Annotated in this window: 17 protein-coding genes; 16 read left to right on the top strand and 1 reads right to left on the bottom strand. The window is 62.4% G+C overall.

Annotated elements, in window-relative coordinates; all coding sequences use genetic code 11:
• The first annotated feature begins 64 nt into the window (after positions 1–64).
• Together AC1DRN_RS22240 and AC1DRN_RS22235 are read left to right on the top strand one after the other, a co-directional pair.
• Entirely contained in the window at positions 65–1084 is a 1020-nt protein-coding gene (locus AC1DRN_RS22240) for an alpha/beta hydrolase (RefSeq protein ID WP_223463565.1), read from the top strand.
• 200 nt (positions 1085–1284) lie between these two features.
• Entirely contained in the window at positions 1285–2712 is a 1428-nt protein-coding gene (locus AC1DRN_RS22235) for a mechanosensitive ion channel family protein (RefSeq protein ID WP_223463564.1), read from the top strand.
• Here the strand turns inward: AC1DRN_RS22235 and AC1DRN_RS22230 are convergent, their stop codons facing one another.
• On the bottom strand, positions 2713–3612 hold the full coding sequence (locus tag AC1DRN_RS22230; protein WP_223463563.1) for an AraC family transcriptional regulator: 900 nt from the start codon (positions 3610–3612) through the stop codon (positions 2713–2715).
• A gap of 97 nt (positions 3613–3709) precedes the next feature.
• On the opposite strand from AC1DRN_RS22230, the gene AC1DRN_RS22225 reads away from it, so the two are divergent.
• From AC1DRN_RS22225 to AC1DRN_RS22160, 14 genes are all read left to right on the top strand, one after another.
• Positions 3710–4627: a LysR family transcriptional regulator gene (locus AC1DRN_RS22225; RefSeq protein ID WP_223463562.1), complete on the top strand. Its 918-nt coding sequence runs from the start codon at positions 3710–3712 to the stop codon at positions 4625–4627.
• Positions 4628–4984: 357 nt separating this feature from the next.
• Positions 4985–6025 carry an AraC family transcriptional regulator ligand-binding domain-containing protein gene (locus tag AC1DRN_RS22220; RefSeq protein WP_223463561.1) on the top strand — a complete coding sequence of 347 codons (1041 nt, stop codon included), beginning with the start codon at positions 4985–4987 and terminating at the stop codon, positions 6023–6025.
• Positions 6026–6381: 356 nt separating this feature from the next.
• Entirely contained in the window at positions 6382–7734 is a 1353-nt protein-coding gene (locus AC1DRN_RS22215) for a UDP-glucose dehydrogenase family protein (protein ID WP_223463560.1), read from the top strand.
• Between the two features lie 129 nt (positions 7735–7863).
• Positions 7864–8610: a sugar transferase gene (locus tag AC1DRN_RS22210; protein WP_223463559.1), complete on the top strand. Its 747-nt coding sequence runs from the start codon at positions 7864–7866 to the stop codon at positions 8608–8610.
• A complete protein-coding gene (locus tag AC1DRN_RS22205; protein WP_223463558.1) occupies positions 8611–9258 on the top strand; it encodes a CpsD/CapB family tyrosine-protein kinase in 648 nt (215 codons plus the stop codon).
• Positions 9259–9280: 22 nt separating this feature from the next.
• Positions 9281–10312: a polysaccharide biosynthesis/export family protein gene (locus AC1DRN_RS22200; RefSeq protein ID WP_223463557.1), complete on the top strand. Its 1032-nt coding sequence runs from the start codon at positions 9281–9283 to the stop codon at positions 10310–10312.
• Between the two features lie 15 nt (positions 10313–10327).
• The gene (locus AC1DRN_RS22195; protein WP_477786798.1) at positions 10328–11953 is read left to right on the top strand and encodes a GumC family protein; all 1626 of its coding nucleotides are present in this window, start codon (positions 10328–10330) and stop codon (positions 11951–11953) included.
• Positions 11950–13044 carry a glycosyltransferase family 4 protein gene (locus AC1DRN_RS22190; protein WP_223463555.1) on the top strand — a complete coding sequence of 365 codons (1095 nt, stop codon included), beginning with the start codon at positions 11950–11952 and terminating at the stop codon, positions 13042–13044. The genes AC1DRN_RS22195 and AC1DRN_RS22190 overlap by 4 nt, the downstream gene beginning before the upstream one ends.
• Positions 13041–14408, top strand: a complete 1368-nt coding sequence (locus AC1DRN_RS22185) for an O-antigen ligase family protein (protein ID WP_223463554.1) — start codon at positions 13041–13043, stop codon at positions 14406–14408. Before AC1DRN_RS22190 ends, AC1DRN_RS22185 begins: the two co-directional genes overlap by 4 nt.
• Entirely contained in the window at positions 14405–15373 is a 969-nt protein-coding gene (locus AC1DRN_RS22180) for a glycosyltransferase family 2 protein (RefSeq protein WP_223463553.1), read from the top strand. Before AC1DRN_RS22185 ends, AC1DRN_RS22180 begins: the two co-directional genes overlap by 4 nt.
• Positions 15366–16502, top strand: a complete 1137-nt coding sequence (locus AC1DRN_RS22175) for a glycosyltransferase (RefSeq protein WP_477786797.1) — start codon at positions 15366–15368, stop codon at positions 16500–16502. The genes AC1DRN_RS22180 and AC1DRN_RS22175 overlap by 8 nt, the downstream gene beginning before the upstream one ends.
• Before the next feature lie 12 nt (positions 16503–16514).
• On the top strand, positions 16515–17513 hold the full coding sequence (locus tag AC1DRN_RS22170; protein ID WP_223463551.1) for a polysaccharide deacetylase family protein: 999 nt from the start codon (positions 16515–16517) through the stop codon (positions 17511–17513).
• The gene (locus AC1DRN_RS22165) at positions 17510–18814 is read left to right on the top strand and encodes an oligosaccharide flippase family protein (RefSeq protein WP_223463550.1); all 1305 of its coding nucleotides are present in this window, start codon (positions 17510–17512) and stop codon (positions 18812–18814) included. Before AC1DRN_RS22170 ends, AC1DRN_RS22165 begins: the two co-directional genes overlap by 4 nt.
• Entirely contained in the window at positions 18811–20730 is a 1920-nt protein-coding gene (locus tag AC1DRN_RS22160; RefSeq protein ID WP_223463549.1) for a hypothetical protein, read from the top strand. Before AC1DRN_RS22165 ends, AC1DRN_RS22160 begins: the two co-directional genes overlap by 4 nt.
• Positions 20731–20733: the final 3 nt, after the last annotated feature.

Below are 20733 nucleotides of genomic sequence, written 5' to 3'. Positions count from 1 at the left end.
TCACAGAGCCGGCAGCGACCTCATCTCAAGACACTCAACGCCATCGGTTAAAAAGGATTTACCCATGAACCTCGTCCAGAAAACCCTGACCGCATCCCTCCTCGCCCTTGCCGTCGGCAACGCGTTTGCCGCGGGCAGCCCGGGTGTCGAACACAACACCCAGGCCTTCCTCGAAGCCCTCGCCGCCGGTGGTGGCAAACCGCTTGAACAACTGAGCCCGAAAGACGCCCGTGCGGTGCTGACCGGTGCCCAGGCGTCGGTGAAGGTTGACCTGTCCGGTGTGGAAGTCAGCGACAAGGCGATCAAGGTTGACGGGCAGACGATCAACCTCAAAGTGGTGCGCCCGGCCAAGGTCAAAGGTGAATTGCCGGTGTTCATGTTCTTCCATGGTGGCGGTTGGGTGCTGGGGGATTTCCCGACTCACCAACGCCTGATTCGTGACCTCGTGGTGGGCTCCGGCGCGGTCGCGGTGTACGTCGACTACACACCGTCGCCGCAAGCGCAATACCCGACCGCGATCAACCAGGCCTACGCCGCGACGCGCTGGGTGGCCGAGCATGGCAAAGAGATCGGCGTCGACGGTCAACGTCTGGCAGTGGCCGGCAACAGCGTCGGCGGCAACATGGCGGCAGTCGTGGCCTTGATGGCCAAGGAGCAAAAAGTCCCGGCCCTGCGTTTTCAACTACTGATGTGGCCGGTGACCAACGCACAGTTCGATACCGCGTCGTACCAGCAATTTGCCGAAGGCCACTTCCTGACGCAAAACATGATGAAGTGGTTCTGGGACAACTACACCACCGACGCCGGCGAACGCGCGCAGATTCATGCCTCGCCACTCAACGCCAGTACCGAACAGCTCAAAGGCTTGCCGCCCGCATTGGTGCAGACCGCCGAATTCGACGTGCTGCGTGACGAAGGCGAAGGTTATGCCCGCCACCTCGATGCGGCGGGCGTGCCAGTGACCTCGGTCCGCTACAACGGCATGATCCACGACTTCGGCCTGCTCAACCCGTTAAGCCAGATTCCCGAAGTGAAGGCAGCGGTACGCCAGGCTGCGCTGGAGCTCAAGGTTCACTTGAACTGAGACCTTGCCCTTTGCCACACACTTGCGGTGTGGTGAGGGGCTTTTCTGTAGGAGCGAGCCTGCTCGCGATGCGGATTTTCAGTCGACATCTTCATTGAATGTTAGACCGCAATCGCGAGCAAGCTCGCTCCCACAGAAAAGCTCCCTCGCCACAAAAGCGGCCTGCATCTCGGCTACCTCATTTCTGCCGGAGCTCCCACATGTCCTTCCTTCTCAGTCATCTCCTGTCCCTGAGCGCCCTGCTGCTGGCCATCGACGCCCTGCTCTGGCACCTTGCGCCTTTCAAGCATCGCGTCAGCCGGGTCGGTGTGCGTCTTGCGCTGTTTGTGCTGTTCAGCGCGGTGATCATCAACGCCGGCGTCAGCCCGTTGCACGCGCCATTGTTTGCCGATGATCCCGTGGCGCAGCTCGGGGCTACGGCGCTGGGAATTCTGTGGTGGTTGTACGCCGCGCGGGTGCTGACCGAAGTGATCGGTCTGGTCCTGATGCGACGCATCGGCCACAGCGGCCGGCTGTTGCAGGATGTCATCGGCGCTGTGGTGTTCCTGGTTGCCGTCGTCGCCGCCGCCGGCTACGTGCTGGAGCTGCCAGTGAAAGGTTTGCTGGCGACCTCTGGCGTCGTCGCCATCGTGGTGGGTCTGGCATTGCAGAGCACTTTGAGCGACGTGTTCTCCGGTATCGTGCTCAACACCACCAAGCCGTATCAGGTCGATGACTGGGTTTGCATCGACGGTGTTGAAGGCAAGGTGCTGGACATCGACTGGCGCGCCACCCACCTGCTGACCAATGCCGGCAGCACCGCTGTGGTGCCGAACTCGGTGGCGGCCAAGGCGAAGATCGTCAACCTCAGCCGCCCGACCAACCTGCACGGCGTGTCGATCAGCATTCAGGTGCCCAACCATATCCGTCCGCGTCGGGTACTCGATGCCCTGGACCGCACCCTTCAGGGCAGCAGCAGTCTGCTGCTCAACCCACCGCCCAAAGCCGTGCTCAAGGAGACCGGCGAAACCATGTCCGAATACGTGGCCAGCGGCTTCATCGCCGAACTGGGCAAAAAGGGCGAAGTGCGCAATCAACTGTTCGACCTGGCCCATCGGCACCTCGAAGCAGCAGGCATTTCCCGGCAGCCCGATGGCGTGATCGAGCCGTCGACCCGCGCACGGGCCTTGCTCGATGAAGTGAAAATCTTCCGTTCCCTGAGCGCCGAGGAACGTGATCGCCTGGCCCGGAACATGGTGGCACAGCAATACGCGGCTGGTGAAGTGGTGCTGGATCTGGAGGAAGTGCCGGACAGTTTGTTCGTCATCGCCACCGGCGTGGTCAGCGCCACTGTCCCCGACGGCAGCACGCAGATCGAAGCCGGACGCATGGGGCCGAGTGAAGTCATGGGCGAACAGAGCATTCTTGCCGACACGCCGTCCCAGGCACGGTTCACCGCCATGACCTCAAGCATCATCTACCGCCTCGACAAGTCCCTGACCCGCAGTTGCATGGAGCAACGCCGCGAAGTCGACCGGGCGTTGAACAAGCTGCAAGCGGTGCGGCAGCAGAACAGCCGGATGGCGTTGATGGCCAAACCGGTGGCGGTCAAGAAAGGTGGTTTTTTGAGCTGGTTGCAAAATCGTTGATCAAGGAGCGAGCTTGGTCCGGGCGGCGTTCCGACGAAGGCGACCTACTGGCCGACCAGATACATCACAGAGGCGAAACTGCTTGGGCGTAATCCCGAACTGCTTACGAAACGCCCGAATGAAATTACTCGGCTGCCGATACCCCAACCGCTCGGCAATCCGCTCAATCGGCTGATCACCTGCCGTCAACCAGTGCCGCGCCAACTCCAGACTGTCACTGCGTGTATGTTGCGCGGCAGCAGTCTGCCAGTACCGCAACATGCTCTGATGCAGAAATCCATTGGCCCCCAGCAACGGCTCATCGAGGCTAGTCGCTGGCAGGCTCAAACACGGATGTGAACCCTCCAGCACCTCGATACCAACACTACGCAACCACTGCCCGGCAGCCTGTTGCGGAGTCAGGCGAACGGCGACAAACACCTGTGCCGGGGCACGCCCCAGGCGTCGGGCGATATTGCGCACCAACGTCAGGGTCGCTGCATCGAGGCCGAAAAAATGCAGCTGTTTATCGGCACTGCGCAAGTGCAAGCGAGCCTGTCCGCCACACTCCTCCAGTTCCGCCACCACGCAGTTGGTTACCCGCGGCAGAAAATCGGTGAAGCACGCCAGGCTCGCACGCAGGGTCGCGGCGGAATCCAGCAAAATGTTCAAACCCCGCAGCGTGGTGGTCGCCATGCCATTGACCAGTTCGCAGCCAAACGATGCGCCCGCGCCCGCACGTTCGCATTCATTCCACAGGCGTTCGACCAGGTGCGCGGGCACATGCAGGTCCTGACCTTCGAGCAGCGACAGGCAGATGCCGGCCCGTTGCAGCAGTTGGTCCTGACACAGGCCGGACTGCCGGGCATGGCTGAGAATGGTGCGGGTGAAGGCGCTGGAAAAAAACGGTTGGCTGGTCATGGCAGGTTACGGCGAGAGGACAGGCGTGTACTTATGCCAGCCGCTGTGCTATCGATCCAATGCATTAAAAGTATCCGCCAAATGCAGGAGACGCATGATGGACCTACGACAACTCCGCCACCTCGTCGCCCTGGCCGATTACCGCAACTTCGGGCGTGCCGCCGAGGCGATCAATCTCAGTCAACCGGCCTTCAGTCGCAGCATCCAGACCCTTGAGCGCGACCTCGACTGCGTGCTGGTGGAACGCAGCAGCCGCGAATTGCGCCTGACCGGTCAAGGCGAACTGGTGCTGCAACATGCCCGGCGCCTGCTCGCCGGCAGCCAGGCCCTGCACAACGAACTGACGCAATACAACGGCCTGACCGGTGGCGAGCTGCACTTCGGCTGCGGCCCGTATCCGGCCCAGGTGCTGGTGCCCGAAGCGTTGGCGGAGTTCATCCAGGCTCACCCGGCGGTCCGCATCAGTTTCCACCAGGGCGACTGGGAACAACTGGCGGTCTGGCTTCGTGAACAGCAGATCGAATTCCTCGTGGCCGACGCGCGGTACTTCACCGGCGACCCGCATTACCAGGTACAGCTGTTGCGCCCCCGGCGCGGGTGGTTCTTTTGCCGTGTCGGTCATCCCCTGGCGCAACAGCAGAATCTGTCCCTGCGCGCCCTGCTCGACTACGCGGTGGTCGGCACGCGAATACCGCCGATGATCCGCAAGATCCTCGCCGACGTGCAGGGCGAGGCAGACTTCAATCCGAGCGTGGAATGCGCGCAGTTCGACGCCATCCGCCGCGTGGTGATGCGCTCCGACGCGGTAGGCATCGCCACCGTGGAGGCCTTGGCCGAACTGGTCGACCAGGGCCTGGTCCGCCTGCTGGAATTTGCCGATGTACCCAAGGAGAATCCCGGCCTGCAATTGCACTACGGCATCGTCAGCCGCGCCGGCCACTCCCTGACACCGGCCGCGCTGGCGATGGTCGATGCGGTGCTGACGGTCGACCGGCGCTTGCTGGCGTCGAATTAGTCGAGCAGCCACCACCCCCTGTGGGAGCGAGCTTGCTCGCGATGGGGCCGGGTCAGTCGACATCTTTATTGAATGACACACCGCTATCGCGAGCAAGCTCGCTCCCACAGGGTTTGGCGTTGCTGCCTCCACATCATGCACGCCGCGCCAGAGCCTGCAATTCCCGGCGCTTACCGAGGGCGCGCGACAGGCACATCATCTCGGTGGCACTAGTGACCCTGCGCTACGGGTAAATCGCATCGAAGGCGAGCAACAGGTTCAAATCGAGCAGGCGTAAATCAAGCATGGTCCTGCTCCGGCAAATCGCTTAACGTCGGCCAGCTTGACCGGTGTTCCGCAACAAGCTGTGGGCCCTACATGACAAAAAGCGACCAGCCGCTGCACGACCAATCAATACCCAACGCGTTCTACGCGCCGACCCTGTTGCCGGCCATCGAAGAGTTGCTGGCCCGCGGTGTGGACCGCGAATGCATCGAAGGCCTGTTGCGACGCAGCCTGTTCGAGTTGCGCACGCCATTCATGCGTATTCCGCTGTTCATGTCGCGGCGCTTCTGGGCGTTTGCCCTGGAACAGACCGGCGACCCGCTGATCGGCCTGGCGGCCGGTCGGCGATTCGTTTCCACCGCCACCAACGGCCTGACATACCTGTTCGACGTCGCCGATTCACTGGACAGCGCCTGCCAGTATTTCGTGCGTTTCTTTCCGTTTTTCAACGGACACTTCCAGGCCCGGATCGTGCGCGGCGACGACCGCGTCGAATTGCACCTGCTCGACCATGGCAGCGTGAAAACCAGCGCGTCAACCGCCGATTACATCCTCATCAGCCTGTGCAGCATGTTGCGGCGCAAATTCCTCGCCAGCGGCCTGGAGCGTGATCCGGTTCTGGGCGTCGGGCTGGCCGGTGCCTGCACGGCCAATCCGCAGGATCATGAACAAGCCTTTCGCGCACCGGTGCAATGGGGGCAGGCGCAGCACTCGATCCGCCTCGATCCACAGCTGTTCGTGATCCCGTTGACGCCGGGCAATCATGAACTGGAACTCATGCTGGTCGAACTGCTGGAGCAGACCCGACGCAACAGCGAACCGACCTTGCTGGAGCAAGTCTGCGATTATTTGATCACCGACCTCGCCGAGGCCAACTGGCAGCAATTCTGTACCACCCGGCATTTGCTCGAGCGCACCGCCGCCCGACGCTTGAAGGCGTTGGGCTGGAGTTTTTCGGAGTTGCTCGACGAATACCGCCGCTATCGCGCCGAAGACTTTTTGCAGAGGACAGACCTGGAGCTGGTGGAGATTTCCGACCGCCTGGGCTACAGCGATGTGCAAAGTTTCAACCGTGCCTGCCTGCGGTGGCTGGGGTGCGCGCCGGGCGCCTGGCGAACCCGATCAGGCACTTGACCAGTAGGTTGCTGGACATTTTTTAACACTGGCTTTACGCCATACGTGCGTGAGAACTGGCGGCCTCTGTTAAAAATGGTCATCAAGCCGGTGACTCAAACCTGACACACTTAGCAGCTACAACCCTTGTATTTCAAGGCTTACGACCGCCTGTCGTTTTCTTGAGATTTTCGCTGAACAGCCAAAATCGGGGGGAAAGCCAATAGTGCTGCGACCTTGATGGCAATCGCCCCCACATTTGGGAGTGTCTTGCCCCTTTTACATGCCGGTTTGCTGACACGGTTTACCGAGGCTGGTCTATACCCCTTTTGACAGTCTTGTTTTGCAACTCTCCACGTCTTGCGAGGCACGCTAATATGGACGTAAGCGTATTTGGTACGGGCTATGTTGGCCTGATTCAAGCAGCGGCTCTGGCCGATGTCGGACATCGCGTCCTGTGTGTCGACATCGATCCGAACAAGATCCGGCAACTGCAACAGGCCGTGCCACCGATCAGTGAGCCGGGGCTGTCCGGCACCCTTGAAGAAAACATCAAGGCCGGTCGCCTGCTCTTCACCACCCAGGCAAGCGATGCGGTGGAGCACGCCGAGCTGATTTTCATCGCCGTCGGTACGCCCGCCGACGAAGACGGTTCGGCCGACCTCAGCCATGTGCTGAACGTGGCCCGGCAGATTGCTGGTTTCATGGAGGCCGACCGCACCCTGATCATCAAGTCCACGGTGCCGGTCGGCACGGCGGATCAGGTCAGTGCGACTGCCGTTGAAGAGTTGCAGCACCGCGGCAAAGGTTCGCTGAAGGTACGGGTGGTGTCCAACCCGGAATTCCTCAAGGAAGGCAGTGCCCTGGCCGATTGCATGCGCCCGGACCGGATCATCGTCGGCACCACTGACGATCAAGCCCGCAGCCAGATGAGCGAGCTCTACGCGCCGTTCTGCCGCAACCACGACAAATTGATGTTCATGGACAACCGCAGCGCCGAACTGACCAAGTACGCGGCGAACGCGATGCTGGCCACGCGCATCAGCTTCATGAACGAACTGGCCAACCTCACCGAGTTGCTGGGAGCAGATATCGAAGCCGTGCGCAAAGGCATCGGCTCGGACCCGCGCATCGGTTACCACTTCATCTACCCCGGTTGCGGTTTCGGCGGTTCGTGCTTCCCCAAGGACCTGCGCGCCCTGCTGCACACCGCCGAACACGCCGGAATGCCCCTGAAATTGCTGCGTAGCGTGACCGACGTCAACGACCACCAGCGGCATATTCTGTTCAGCAAACTCAAGGCGCAATTTCCCGGCGGACTGGCCGGCAAATCCATCGCCGTGTGGGGCCTGGCGTTCAAACCCAACACCGATGACATGCGCGAAGCACCCAGCCGCTACCTGATGGAAGCACTCTGGGCCGAAGGCGCGAGCGTGCAGGCCTACGACCCGGAAGCCATGTCCGAATGCCGGCGCCTTTACGGCTACCGCGACGACCTGCATCTGTGCGCCACCCGCGATGACACACTCGAAGACGCCGATGCCCTGGTGATCTGCACCGAGTGGAAGAACTTCCGCGTGGTCGACTTCGACATGCTGGCGAGCAAACTGCGTGAACGGGTGATCGTGGACGGGCGCAACCTGTACAGCCCGGAACAGGTGGCAGCCGCCGGCCTGCACTACAGCGGTATTGGCTTGCACCACATCGTGCCCGAGGCCGCCCATCCATGAAGACTCTCGTCACCGCCGCAGCCGGTTTTATGGGTGCCCAATGAGGGACCGGTGCTTCGTTGCCTGGTCCTGCACTTACGACTGACTGCGTCGCCCATGCCGCACACGGCTTAACTCTGCGGAGAATCTATGTCTGAACACGAAAAAAGTGTGCCCCTTGGCAATATGCGTAGGGACAAGCGCCTGGACCCCGAGCAACGCAAGCGCATGGATGCCGCGATCCACATGCAGGGTTGTGGCTGGATAACCGGTCGCGAAGGTGGCCGGTCGTGGACCCTGTCGCGCACCAACCGCGTCCTGGCCTGCTTCGGCGCAGTTCTGGTCCTGGTGCTGATTTCCCCGGTGCTGCTGGGGCTGGCGCTGGCCATCAAACTGACCAGCCCGGGGCCGGTGATGTTCGTGCAGAAACGCACCGGCTACCGCGGCCGCATGTTCGGCATGTACAAATTTCGCACCATGGTCGTCAACGCCGAGGAGCTCAAGGACTCCCTGCGGCACCTGAACAAGCATGGCGCCGACGCCATCGACTTCAAGATCGACAAGGACCCGCGCATCACCGGTATCGGCGGTTTCCTGCGGCGCACCAGTCTCGACGAGCTGCCGAACCTGTTCAACGTGGTGACCGGCGACATGCGCCTGGTAGGCCCCAGGCCGACTTCGTTCAACGCCTACCGCTACAAGGACAGGCACCTCGCGCGCCTGAGCATCTACCCCGGCATGACCGGCCTGTGGCAAATCTCCGGGCGCAGCAATATCGACTTCGACCAGCGCGTTGAGTTGGACCTCGCCTACATCGCCCAGCAGAGCCTGCTGCTTGATTTGAAGATTCTGCTGAAAACCCCTTTCAAAGTGTTCAGCGGTCACGGAGCGAGTTAAATGGACGGTTCATCGGCTAAAAGCCTCAGCATTGCCAGCCCGAGCGAGTCCAACCTGACATCGACCGTGCTCGACCAGAACCTGCGGATCCTGTTCCTGACCGCCGCCAACCCCGGCGCGGGCACCACCACCAGCGCCCTGGCGCTGGCCAGTCAACTGGCGAAGATGAGCAGCGGCCTGGTGCTGCTGGTGGATGCCAGCCATTCGGCGACCAACCTCACGCAACAGTTGGGGCTGAGCAAGGAACGGGGGTTTCGCGACTTGATGTTCAACACACAGAGCCCGCCCTTGTTGCAGGACTGCGTGGTGGACGTCTCCAGCCTGCCCTTTCACGTTCTGCCATTGGGCCGCTACTTCCGTGGCAACGAGCACCTGACACCCGAGCGCCTGAGCCCGCTGTTCGATCAACTCGGCATCCGCTACCGCTTCGTGGTGATCGACGGCGACGCGGTGTATTCGGCCTCCGACACCCTGGTCATCGGCACCCAGGTGGACGGTGTGGTCCTGGTCGTGCCCGCGGAAGACACCCGCTGGGAAGTGGCGCAGGCCGCGGCCAAGCGCTTGAGCCAGGCGGGAGCGAAGCTGGTCGGCAGCGTGTTCAACCGACGCAAGTACTACATGCCCGAATGGCTGTACAAAAACCTGTGAGCAGTCAGACAAGGATGACGCCATGAACGCCAAGATGCTTGTCCTGCTATTGCTGCCCCTTGCAGGTTGCTCCAGCACTTCCTCCGACGAATCACAAAGCATGCCGGTGCAAATCCTCACGGCCCCACCGGCCAACGCCCAGGCAACCGACGTGCCCAAGGTCGAGCAGACCCTGCGCCCACAGGATGTGCTGGACGTGATCTTCCACATCAGCACCAGTGGCTCGGCCGCCTATCGCGTGCAGTCCGGGGACACGATCGCGCTGAACTTCACCGCCGCCAGCCAGTTCAACGGCAACCAGTTGGTGCTGCCCGATGGCACCATCGAACTGCCGGGGGCCCAAACCACGGTGAAAATCGAGGGCCTGACCCGCGATGAAGCACGGGACGCGATTCAGCGCGCCTACGATCGCAAACAGCTGTTCCAGCCCAACCGCAATCAGCTGTCAGTGATGGTGGTGAACCCGCTGGCCAGTGAATGGAACCTCAAGTCCGTGCTCAACCACCCCGCCACCGGCATGAGCCGGGAAATCACCGTGGGCACCGACGGCTACGCCAGCTTCCCGGAAATCGGTGCCGTGCCGCTGCAAGGCATGACCATCAACCAACTGCAGGCCTACCTGAATAAACGCTACGCCACCCTGCCGGGGCGCATGACCGTGGACGTGCTGCTAAAGTCCACCGCCGGTAACGAAATCTATGTACTGGGTGAAGTCGGCCAGCCGGGCGCCTATCCGATCCGCCGCCCGGTGTCGGTGCTCGAAGCCCTGACCATGGCCCGCGGTTCCAACGCCAAGGCACGCCTGGACTCGGTGATGATCATGCGGCGCAACGGCAACCAGGTGGTCGCGCATCGTTACGACGTGGAAAAAGCCTTGTCCGGCGACGCCACCCAGATCGCCTTCCTGCAAGCGGACGACATGCTGTACGTGCCCAAGACCAAACTGGCCAGCGCCGGTGAGCTCGCGCGGCAACTGGCGGACGTCGTGCTGTTCCAGGGCATGGGCCTCAGCTTCAGCTACCGCGTCGACAACAAAGACGACAGCAGCAACTAACTCTCAGGTACCCACATGAATCCAAAGGAAAACTACCTGCATGAGTTCTTCAGGATCTTCTTCGCCAACAAGCAGTTGGTGAAGCGAGTCTTCCTGGTCTTTGCCGTGATCGCCGTGGTCTTGCCGCTGTTGCTCAAGCAGAGTTTCGATATCACCGCCCAGGTGATCGTGCAGTCCAAGAAAATCTCCCAGGGGGATGCCACCAGCACCCTCACTCAGGAAAACGCTTCCTTCATTCCGCCGTCGCTGGCCGACATGGAGACCGAGAGCAATATCCTGCGTTCGCCGGCCTTGATCCGCCAGACCATCGGCCAGTTGCGCGAAAAGGGTGAGTACACGCAGCCCGTGAGCGCCTTCAACAAACTGCTGGTGCAGCCGCTCAAACGGTTTGTGATCAATCCCGTTCGCGAACACGTGATCAACCCGGTTCGCAGCCTGCTCGGGCTGCAGACCGATCCGGTTCGCAGCCTGCTCGGGCTGCAGACCGATCCGGTACGCGACACCCTGCTCGATGCCCTCACGCAACAAGCGTCCGCTGCCCTCAAGGTTGAAACCTTGCCGGGCTCCAACGTGATCTCGATCGTCTACCACTTCCCTGACCCGGCCCAGGGCACCCGATTCGTCACTGCCCTGCTGCAAAACTACCTGGTTACCCGCCAGGAAATGCAATCGATCGACCTGCCGCAGAGTTTCTACGAGACCAAGAAAATGCAGTACCAGGTGCGTCTCGATGGCCTGGAAGCCAATCGCCTGGCCTTGCTCGAAAGCATCGGTTCGTCCGACCCCAAGGAAGAAATCACGTTCCGCCTCAACGCGATCAACACCGAGGAGCAGGCGCTCAACCTGTATCAGGACCGACTGCTGCAAAGCCAGCGCTGGCTCGATTACCTGAAAACCAGCCTGGCGACCGCCAACAATGCCAGATTCAACGACTACACCTTCCCCTACACCTTCACCACCACGGTCGACAGCGTCGCTTTCGAAGACCGCGAGATCAAGCAACTGGGTGAGCGACTGACGACCCTGGTCAGCCACTACATGGACGACCTGGCGGTCTTGCAGCCCGGCAGTGATCCGATGCAAATGGCCCGCGAGCAAATCATCCGGGCCCGTGGGCAATTCCTGAAGATTGTCAGCAACCGGATTCAGGAGCGCACCAGCGACCTGATGACGATCAGCTCGGTCATCGACCAGAAAACCGCGCGTATTGCCGAGTTCCAGAATCGCATCCATCAGTTGCAGGAAACCCGCAGCAAACTGCGGCAGATGGACACCGAGATCAACGCGTTGCACAAGGCGTTCGCCACCTATGCCCAGCGCTTCGCTGAAAGCAGCACGGCGCGCGCGCTGGACAACGACCTGTCCAACGCACGGGTGCTCAGCCCGMCTTTCGAACCGACCGAAGCGGCGTTCCCCAAGCCGATGCTGATCATTCCGTTCGGGCTGTTCACCGGTTTGCTGCTGGCGATTGCCCTGGTCTATGTGCGTGAGTTCTTCGACCACCGCTTCAAGCACCCTGCGCAAATCACCCATGAACTGGGCTTGCCGGTGCTGCTGGTGATCAATGATCACAGCACCCAGCCGAACAACCCGCACAAGAACTGGAGCGTACCGGCCCTCGTGCATTGGGTGCGCAATTGAACGCGCCGCTCGGCACCGCCCACGACCTGCCGATCATTCATTTGCTCAGCAGCGGCGGTTTCTATGGCGCCGAGCGGATGCTGCTGGATCATTGCCTGGCGACGCCGGGGCAGCACCAGGTGCTGTTTCTCGATGCGCCGCCAGAACTGATCGCGCGATTTCGCCAGGCCGGTGTCGATTGCCTCGGCTGTGCAGGCCTGGGCGCATTGCTGGGACATTTGCGCCAGCGACGGGAAAAGCGGCCACTGATCAATACGCACAACTTCAAGGGCCTGTTGTTCGGCTGGCTCGGCGCCACGCTGTTGCGCCTGCCACTGGTGATCACCCAGCACGGCTTCACCCCGCGCAGTCGCAAGCAGAAGTTCTACACCTGGCTGAGCCTGCAACTGTGCCGCACGGCCTCGGTGGACCGAGTGGTGTGTGTCGCCGAAAGCATTGCGGCGCTGCACCGTCAGGCCAATGTGCGCACGGACAAGTTGCAGGTGATCCCCAACGGCCTGCCGGCGGCCAACGACTTGCCGCCGCGCAGTGGCGCACGTCAACGCTGGCTGGCCGGCTACGTCGGGCGCCTGAGCAGCGAAAAGGGCCCGGACCTGTTTCTCGATGCGCTGATCCCGTTGTGTCGGCAGTACCCGCAACTGGACGCGGTGATGCTCGGCGACGGGCCGGAGCGGGAAAGCCTGCAGACGCGTATAGACGAAGCCGGATTGCAGGCGCGCATCACGCTGCCGGGCTACCAGACCGACATGCGCGCCTGGTGGCGGCAACTCGATGCGTTGGTGATCAGCTCGCGCACCGAAGGCACGCCGATGATTCTGCTCGAAGCGATGCAGGCCGGGGTGCCGGTGGTGGCCTTCGGCGTCGGCGGGATTCCCGATGTCTTGCAGGACCGCCACAACGGCCTGCTGGCCGCGCCCACCGACAGCACCGCCCTCGCCCGCCAGATCGGCGCGCTGCTGGATGATCCGGCCCTGGCCGGCGAGATGATCGATAACGCAAAACGTACGCAACGGGATCGCTACGACCTCAAGGTCCTGGCCGAACGCTGGTCGCAGCTTTACATCCGGACTGCACGGGAGGCACGCGCGTGATTGTTCCGCTCTCGATCGTCAGCTTGCTCGGCCTGGTCTGCCTCGGATTGCTGGCCAGCCCTTATCCGTACCTGGCGCCGGGAGCGGTGCTGGGCCTGGTGGGTGTCGCGGTGCTGTACCGCAAGCCGACCTGGGGCCTGCTGGGCATTGTCGCCATCCTGCCTTTCGAGGGCCTGTTCAAGGACAGCGCGTTGTCGGGCTCCAAGTTCCTCGGGGCTTCGCTGGCGCTGATCCTGATGCTGCAACTGGCGATTCACCAACGGTCGGCCGAGCGCCTGCGCAGCAATATCTGGCGTTTGCTGATCGGGTTCATGGTTCTGTACCTGCTCAGCCTGTTGAACACCGACAACATGGACATGTCCCTGGGCCACCTGCGCGAATTGAGCGTCGGCCTGATTCTGTTTGTCATCACCCTGCTGGTCGGGCGTGAGTTGAACCTCGACATGTTCGCCAAACTGGTTGCCATCAGTGTCGCGGTGACCTGCGCCATGGCGATGTTCTCAGCCAAATACCAGGACGAAGGCCGTGCGTCCGGTATGCTCAATGACCCGAACGAATTTGCCCTGATGATCGCCTTCGCCGTGCCCATGGCGCTGTTGCTGGTGGTCCGCAGCCCGAACCGGTTGCACCGGTTGTTCTGGGGGGGCTGTGCCCTCGTGCTGCTGGCCGGCATGACCAAGACTGAATCCCGTTCGGGGCTGGTGGTGTTGCTCCTCAGCCTGTTGATCGGCACGTGGCACTATCGCGCGCAATTACCACATATTCGTCCACGCCACCTGGGCTTTGCCATGCTCGGCCTGGCGATTGTGATTGCGCTGGGGCTCTATGCGATGCCGGCAAGTTACGTGGCGCGCATCCAGTCGCTGAGCATCCTCAGCTCCGGGGCCAAGAGTCAGGACGCGTCCCTGGGCCGTCGCGCCTCCTACATTGTGGTCGGCAGCGCCATGATCGCCGAGAACCCCTTGCTCGGCACCGGCCCCGGCACGTTCCCGCTGCACTACGCCACCACCGGTTATGCCAAGACCTTTTCCGTCAGCGGCAAGACCGACGACCTGTACCGTCGCGCCCACAACACCTACCTGGAGATCTTCAGTGAACTGGGGATTCCCGCCGGCCTGATGTTCGTCGGCATGCTGGCCCTGGGGTTGTACAACCTGATTCGCGCCCGCCGCACCTGGCTGTTGCGAGGAGACAGGCATCAGGCCGATCTGATGACCCACCTGAGCATGAGCTTTCTGTCGTTGACGTTGTTCCTGATGTTCCTCAGCGCACCGAACCACAAGTACCTGTGGATCATGCTCGCGTTGACCGGCGTGCTGCGCACGAAAGCCGAAGAAGCCCCGCTGAAAGAGGTCAAGGCATGAACCGCATCAGCATCGTCATCCCGATGTACAACGAGGAGCAGCACATCGCCCGGACCCTGCTCGCGGCACGACATGCCGCCGAGGCGGCCAACGTCGAATGCGAGTTGATCGTGGTCGACAACGGCTCCGACGACCAGGGCCCGGACATTGCCCGGCAGCTCGGCGCCCAGGTTCTGGTCCTGCCCGGCCTGCTCATCGGTGCATTGCGCAATCGCGGAGCGGCGATTGCCAGCGGTGAATGGCTGGCCTTTATCGATGCCGACGTCGAGATGCCCGAGAATTGGCTCAAGCTGTTGTTCGACCTCGAGTCCGGCGGCCAGGGCGATGTCATCGGCCTGGACCTGCACACCCCGGCCGAGGCGCCGTGGTACGCCGACGCCTGGCAGCGCCGCACCTTACGCCCCGCTACGCAGCCGCTGCATGTCGCGCAATGGCTGCCCACTTGCAACCTGCTGATGCGCCGTCGCTGGTTCGACAAGGTCGGTGGTTTCAATGAACAACTGCGCACCGGCGAGGACAAGGAACTGACCATGCGCCTGGTCGACGCCGGTGCCAAGCTGCGCTCGGTCAACCAAAGCGTGGCGCTGCATTGGGGTTACGAAGGCAGTTGGCGGGAATGGATGGGCAAGGAATTATGGCGCCAGGGCAGTCATCTGCAACTGCTGCGCACCCATGGCCCGAGCCTGCGCTTGCTGCGCTTTCCGCTGCTGTCGATTGCCGTCTGGGTCATCGATTTCATGGCCATTTCCGCCCTGTTCGACGGTTTCCCCCAGCATTCGATGCTGATGCTACTGCTGACCATCCTGCCCGCCCTGGCACTGAGCCTGCGTCAGAGTGCCAGGCACCGTGACCCGCTCCTGACCCTGCAACTCTGGGGCCTGCACTGGGTGCGCCTGCACCTGGCGGGCGCCGGGCTCATCCTCAGCCTTTGTCATTGGAATGCCAGGAGGCCCGCCCGTGGCTGAATTCATTTTCTGGTTGTGCCTGTTGCTGCCGGTTTACGCCTACCTCGGTTATCCCCTGTTGTTGACCTTGCTGGCACCGTTTTACCCGGCACCGCGCCATGGACCGGCCCAACCGATGGACGTGAGCATCGTAATTGCCGCGCACAACGAAGCGCGGCATATCGAAGAAAAACTGCGCACCGTGCTGGCCCAGGATTATCAGGCCCGCTCGCTGCACATCATCCTGGCCAGTGACGGCTCGACCGACGACACCGTGGCCTGTGCACACAAGGTCAACGACCCGCGCATCACCGTGCTCGATCTGCCCCGCCAGGGCAAGGCGGCGACGCTCAATGCCGGGGTCGCGATCAGCAGCGGTGCGATCCTGGTGTTCACCGACGCCGACAACCAATGGTCCACCGACACCCTCGGCCATTTGCTCGCACCGCTCAACGACCCGCAGGTCGGTGGCTGCGCCGGGCACATGGTGATCCCGGTGACCGGCAAGGGCTTGAGCGTGGGTGACAGCCTGTATCGGCATTACGAAGGCTGGTTGCGCTACGTGGAAAATCGCACCGGCTGCATGGTCTCCGCCGACGGCRCATTGCTCGCCCTGCGCCGCGAGTTGTTCCAGAACGTGCCGGCGGAGGTCAACGACGACTTCTTTATCAGCACCTGCGCACCCGTCGCGTTCAAGCGGATTGTCTACGTGCCCCAGGCCCGGGTGATCGACCAGGGCGTGGACGAAGCCGACAAGCAATTTCGCCGCCGTCAGCGGGTCACGGTGGGTGGCTTGCAAAGCCTGGCCCAGCGCCGGGAGCTGATGAATCCGCTGGCCCACGGCCTGTATGCGATTGCCTTGATCAGCCACAAGCTGATCCGGCGGCTGGCGCCGATCCTGTTGCTGCCGTTGCTGCTGAGCAATTTCTGGCTGTGGGAAGACCACGGCTTTTATCGCCTGAGCCTGATCGCACAATTGCTCGGTTACACGATGGCCATTGCCGGCCTGCTGGATTCGCAACACCGCTTGCCCAAACCCTTTCGCCTGGCCGCGTTCCTCCTGGTGACCCTTGCCGGGATGAGCATCGGCCTGTGGCAGTTCCTGCGCGGTCAGCGTTACGCCCAATGGAACCCTGAGCAAAATCGATGAGAGGTGCGTGCCGTGGCGATCAAACAACTGTTAAAACGCACCAGTGGCTGGCTGTACCTGAACTCCCCGGTCGGACGCAACCAACTGCACGGCGCCGGGGTGATCCTGATGCTGCACCGGGTGCTGGCCAGCGACCAGGCCGCCGAACTGCCCCACCGCAATGAACTGTGCGTCGGGCCAAAGGCCTTTGAACATTTGCTGGTGTGGTTGAAAAAACACTTCGACTGCGTGCCGCTGATGGACATTCTGCAACCGGTTGCGCGCTCGGAGCGGCCGAAAGTGGCGCTGACCTTCGACGACGGCTGGCGCGACAACGCGCTGAATGCCTTCCCGTTGCTGCAAAAACACCAGGTGCCGGCGAGCATCTTTCTGTCCACCGATTTCATCGGCAGCCGCCAGCGGTTCTGGTGGGAAAGCATCGGCGAAACCCTGTGGAACAGCCATGGCGAACCGGCACGCCGGCACCTTATCGAACGCTTGCTGCACCTGGGGCGCCCGTTGCCGACACTGTGCGATGACCCGGATCAGCAACGCCGCAGCCTGGCGTTGCTGAACTTTTTGCAGAGCCTGAAAAACCTGTCACCGCTGGACCTCAATCGCCTGACCGACGCCTGCCCGCAGGAGTCGTTGCCCCAGGCACTGGACTGGCAGCAAGTGCGCCACCTGGAAGCGTCCGGCCTGGTGCGCTTCGGCCCCCACGGTGCCAGCCACGCCATCCTCACCGGCCTCGACGATCAACGCCTGCATGAAGAACTGAGCCGCAGTCGCGACGCGCTGCTCAACGGCTGCAACCGGCCGTTGCCGGTTTACTGCTACCCCAATGGCGACAACGATGCGCGGGTGCGCCAACAGGTGGCCAGGCACGACTTCCCGTTTGCCCTGGGCACCGGCACCGGCATTTATCGGGGGACCGAAGATCCTCTGGCCCTGCCACGCTTCGGCGTGAGCCAGCGTACCGCGCGCGATCCCGGGTTGCTGTCCTGGCGCATCTACCGTGGGGCACGTCCATGAGCCGCAGCAACTACCTCAGGCACCTGGCCCTGAGCATGGGCACCAAGCTGGCGATGATCGCCCTGCGCTTGCTGCGTAACATACTGCTGGCGCGGATTCTCGGCCCCAGCGAACGGGGCTTGTTTGCCTTGCTCAACACCCTGCCCGACCTGATCAGCGCTGCCACCAGCGGCGGCTTGAATTCAGCGGTGGGCTATCAGGCGGCCAAGCAACGACCGATGGGCTTGCTGCTCAGCCAGGTGCTGCTGTTCGGTTGTCTGCTGGCGGCGTTGCTGACCTTGCTGGTGGTGGCGCTGACCCGCGAGTTCGGCACAGAACTGGACATCACCCTGCAATTGGGCCTGCTCGCCTGGCTGTTGCTGCTGGCGGTGCCGCTGACCGTGCTCAAAAGCGGCTTGCTGACTTTGCACAACGCCTCGGGCGGCGTGGTTGCCTTCAATGCCTTGCGTCTGATCGAGTCGCTGGCGCCGCTGCTGGTGTTCCTTGCCCTGTTCTGGATGTGGAAAAGCGCAGCCCTGGAAGCGGCACTGATCAGTTGGCTGGCGGGGATCAGCCTGGTGGTGCTGGCCGGGTGGGTGTGGCTCAAGCGCGGGCATCCGCTGAGCCTGCAATGGGACCGCGCCAGTCAGAACGAACTGCTGCGCTACAGCGCCCGCAGCCATCCGGACCTGCTGTTCCAGCAAGTGATTCTGCGCTCCGACTATCTGTTCATCGGCGCTCTGCTCGGCACCACGGCGCTGGGTCACTACGCCATGGCGAGCGCGGCCGCCGAGTTGCTGCTGATCGTTCCGGAAGCGGTGACCACGCCGCTGATGAAGCGCCTGCTGCAACAGGAAGAAGGCATCGAAAAAGTCACGCCGCTGGCCTTGCGCTTGACCGCTACGGTGATGCTCGGCGCTTGCCTGAGCATGGCAGTGGTCGGTGAATGGTTGATCGTGACGCTGTTTGGCGAGGCCTATCAGCCTGCGTTTCCTGCGTTGCTGGCGCTGCTGCCAGGCCTGTTCGGTCTGTGCTACATGAGCATTCTGCGCCTGGACCTGCTGGGCAAAAACCGGCCCGGCACGATTTCGTTGTTGATGGGCCTTAGCGCCCTGCTCAACCTGACGCTCAATGTGCTGCTGATCCCGACCTACGGCATCGTCGGCGCAGCAGCGGCGTCCTCTATCGCGTACCTGGCCGTGACCGTGGCGCTGTTGGTGGTGTATTGCCGGTTGAGCCACGTGCCGGCCTGGCAAACGCTCATCGTCCTGCCCGGCGACATCGCGCCGATGCTGCTGATGCTGCAACGGAAGTCGGCATGAAACACCTGTTATTGCTGGTGAGTCTTGGCCTCGGGCTGAGCGCCGAAGCGGCGCCCATGCGTTGGGCCGATATCCGCGACGGCAGCCTGTACCTGCAAACGGACCGCCCCGACACCCTGACCGTGCTCTGGGCCCCGGTGTGGCAGACTGAAGCCAACGAAGAACACCTCTACTTGCTCGACGGCCAGGGTAAACTCCAGAGCGAACGACTGATTGCCGCCAATGAGCCCCACGGTAGCCAACGCTGGGACCTGGCGCCGGGCGCCGCCAGTTATCGACTGGAAATTCCCGGCTACAGCTTCCGCCGTTATACGGTTGAGCACGACGACCACACCGTCGCACTGTTCGCCCCGGCCAAGGTGCATTTCAGCGCCGAGTCCCGGGACGGTGACGAGTTGTATTTCAAGGTCGCGGCCGGTGAGCACGCGGTGCTGGCCGGTAAATTCCACGGCGGCGTCGACGCATTACAAGCGCAGCGCGTGAGCGACGGCCAACAGCTTTCACTGTCTCTCGAGTCTTACCCCGCCTATTGGCAGTTCGACAAAGTCGAGTTGCCCGTTGCAACCACCGATCAAGTCTGGCGCCTGCACCTGCGCGGCAGCGGCAAGGTCGCATTCTGGCTCGACGGCACGGCCAACCTGTTCGCCCAGAACCCGCAACAGCTCAAACCCTTGCGCGAAGACGAAGGCCAGACCGGGCTGACGCTGTACAAAGACGTGCTCGGCAAGACCCCGAACCTGGGTATCGCCCTGCCCTATGCGCGACTGCCGGACTCCAGTTTCGCCGTGCTCGATGCCCTGCAACCACAGGCCGGAACCTATTACAGCCTGGTCGACATCATGGCGACGCGACCACATTACGAAGACGTGTTCCGTCGGCTGTATCAGGATCGCTTCGGCATCACTCAGGACATCACCCTGCTGGCCGGCCGTCAGCGCCAGGCCAACCTGCGCGCCGACACCACCAGCAACGCCGGCCTCGACGCCTGGCTCGCCGCCACACGCGCACTTGGCGGCAAGGGCACGCACTACATCGGCTTTGCCGACGAACCGAACCTCAACTACCCGGACTACGCCACCTACCAGCGCATCTTCAAGAGCATGGCCTGGCAAGTGCGCAGCAACCCGGACAACACCAAAGCCGGCGTCCGCATTGCCATGCCGGCCAGCTCCCGGTTCGTCAATGGCCCGCTCGTCGACAATGCCGCCGACAAGCGCGGCATCGACTGGGCCCGACGCTTGCTGGCCGAGTCCGGCGACAAGATCGATGCGCTGGCGTGGCACGAATGGATGGTCCGCGACCTGCTGGCGACCCGTGTCTACCGCGATAGCGTACGCAAAGCGGCAGAGCTGGTGGGGCTCGACGCCCAGGGACGACCGCGCAAAGCCTTGTTGCTGGACCAGACCAACATGTCCAGCGGGGCCAGCCTCAGCCCTTACGATCAGGACACCCATTACGCCTCGTTATGGTGGGCCTCGGTCATCATCAATGCTTCCCAGGACGGCTTGCTCGACATGCTCGGCTGGTTCCAGGCCGACGACGAACCTGAGTATCCCAAGGGCATGTTCCGCGTGCTCGGCAAGGATGAATTCGAGCTCAAGCCCGTAGGTCTGGCGCAGCAATTCATCCGCCAGCATTGGCTAAGCGATGTCATGCGCCTGGAGAACGACGCCTTCGAGGTTGACGTGCTGGCCATGTCTGCCGGGCACCAACGCAGCCTGCTGGGCGTCAACAAAGGCTCGCGCTTGCAGCGTGTGAGCCTGGCCGGCGCGCAATGTCCATTGCCCCTGGGATCATTGCGCTATTTCGGCGACGACAACCGCAGTCGCGACGCATCTTTCAAGTGCCTGGAAGGTCGCATCAGCTTCGATTTGCCGGGAGAAACCCTGTTTGCCCTCAGCTGGAGCGCCTCATGAACG

It is taken from the genome of Pseudomonas sp. P5_B3, from assembly GCF_056400405.1.
The sequence above is the reverse complement of the archived record's forward strand: the minus strand, read 5'-3'. Positions and strand labels throughout refer to the sequence as shown.

Bases quoted from the DNA above. Each gene is read 5' to 3' on its own strand.
- AC1DRN_RS22215 (WP_223463560.1), top strand. From the start codon at position 6,382: ATGGACGTAAGCGTATTTGGTACGGGCTATGTTGGCCTGATTCAAGCA.
- AC1DRN_RS22200 (WP_223463557.1), top strand. From the start codon at position 9,281: ATGAACGCCAAGATGCTTGTCCTGCTATTGCTGCCCCTTGCAGGTTGC.
- AC1DRN_RS22230 (WP_223463563.1), bottom strand. From the start codon at position 3,612: ATGACCAGCCAACCGTTTTTTTCCAGCGCCTTCACCCGCACCATTCTC.
- AC1DRN_RS22205 (WP_223463558.1), top strand. From the start codon at position 8,611: ATGGACGGTTCATCGGCTAAAAGCCTCAGCATTGCCAGCCCGAGCGAG.
- AC1DRN_RS22225 (WP_223463562.1), top strand. From the start codon at position 3,710: ATGGACCTACGACAACTCCGCCACCTCGTCGCCCTGGCCGATTACCGC.
- AC1DRN_RS22210 (WP_223463559.1), top strand. From the start codon at position 7,864: ATGTCTGAACACGAAAAAAGTGTGCCCCTTGGCAATATGCGTAGGGAC.
- AC1DRN_RS22180 (WP_223463553.1), top strand. From the start codon at position 14,405: ATGAACCGCATCAGCATCGTCATCCCGATGTACAACGAGGAGCAGCAC.
- AC1DRN_RS22160 (WP_223463549.1), top strand. From the start codon at position 18,811: ATGAAACACCTGTTATTGCTGGTGAGTCTTGGCCTCGGGCTGAGCGCC.
- AC1DRN_RS22235 (WP_223463564.1), top strand. From the start codon at position 1,285: ATGTCCTTCCTTCTCAGTCATCTCCTGTCCCTGAGCGCCCTGCTGCTG.
- AC1DRN_RS22240 (WP_223463565.1), top strand. From the start codon at position 65: ATGAACCTCGTCCAGAAAACCCTGACCGCATCCCTCCTCGCCCTTGCC.
- AC1DRN_RS22165 (WP_223463550.1), top strand. From the start codon at position 17,510: ATGAGCCGCAGCAACTACCTCAGGCACCTGGCCCTGAGCATGGGCACC.
- AC1DRN_RS22220 (WP_223463561.1), top strand. From the start codon at position 4,985: ATGACAAAAAGCGACCAGCCGCTGCACGACCAATCAATACCCAACGCG.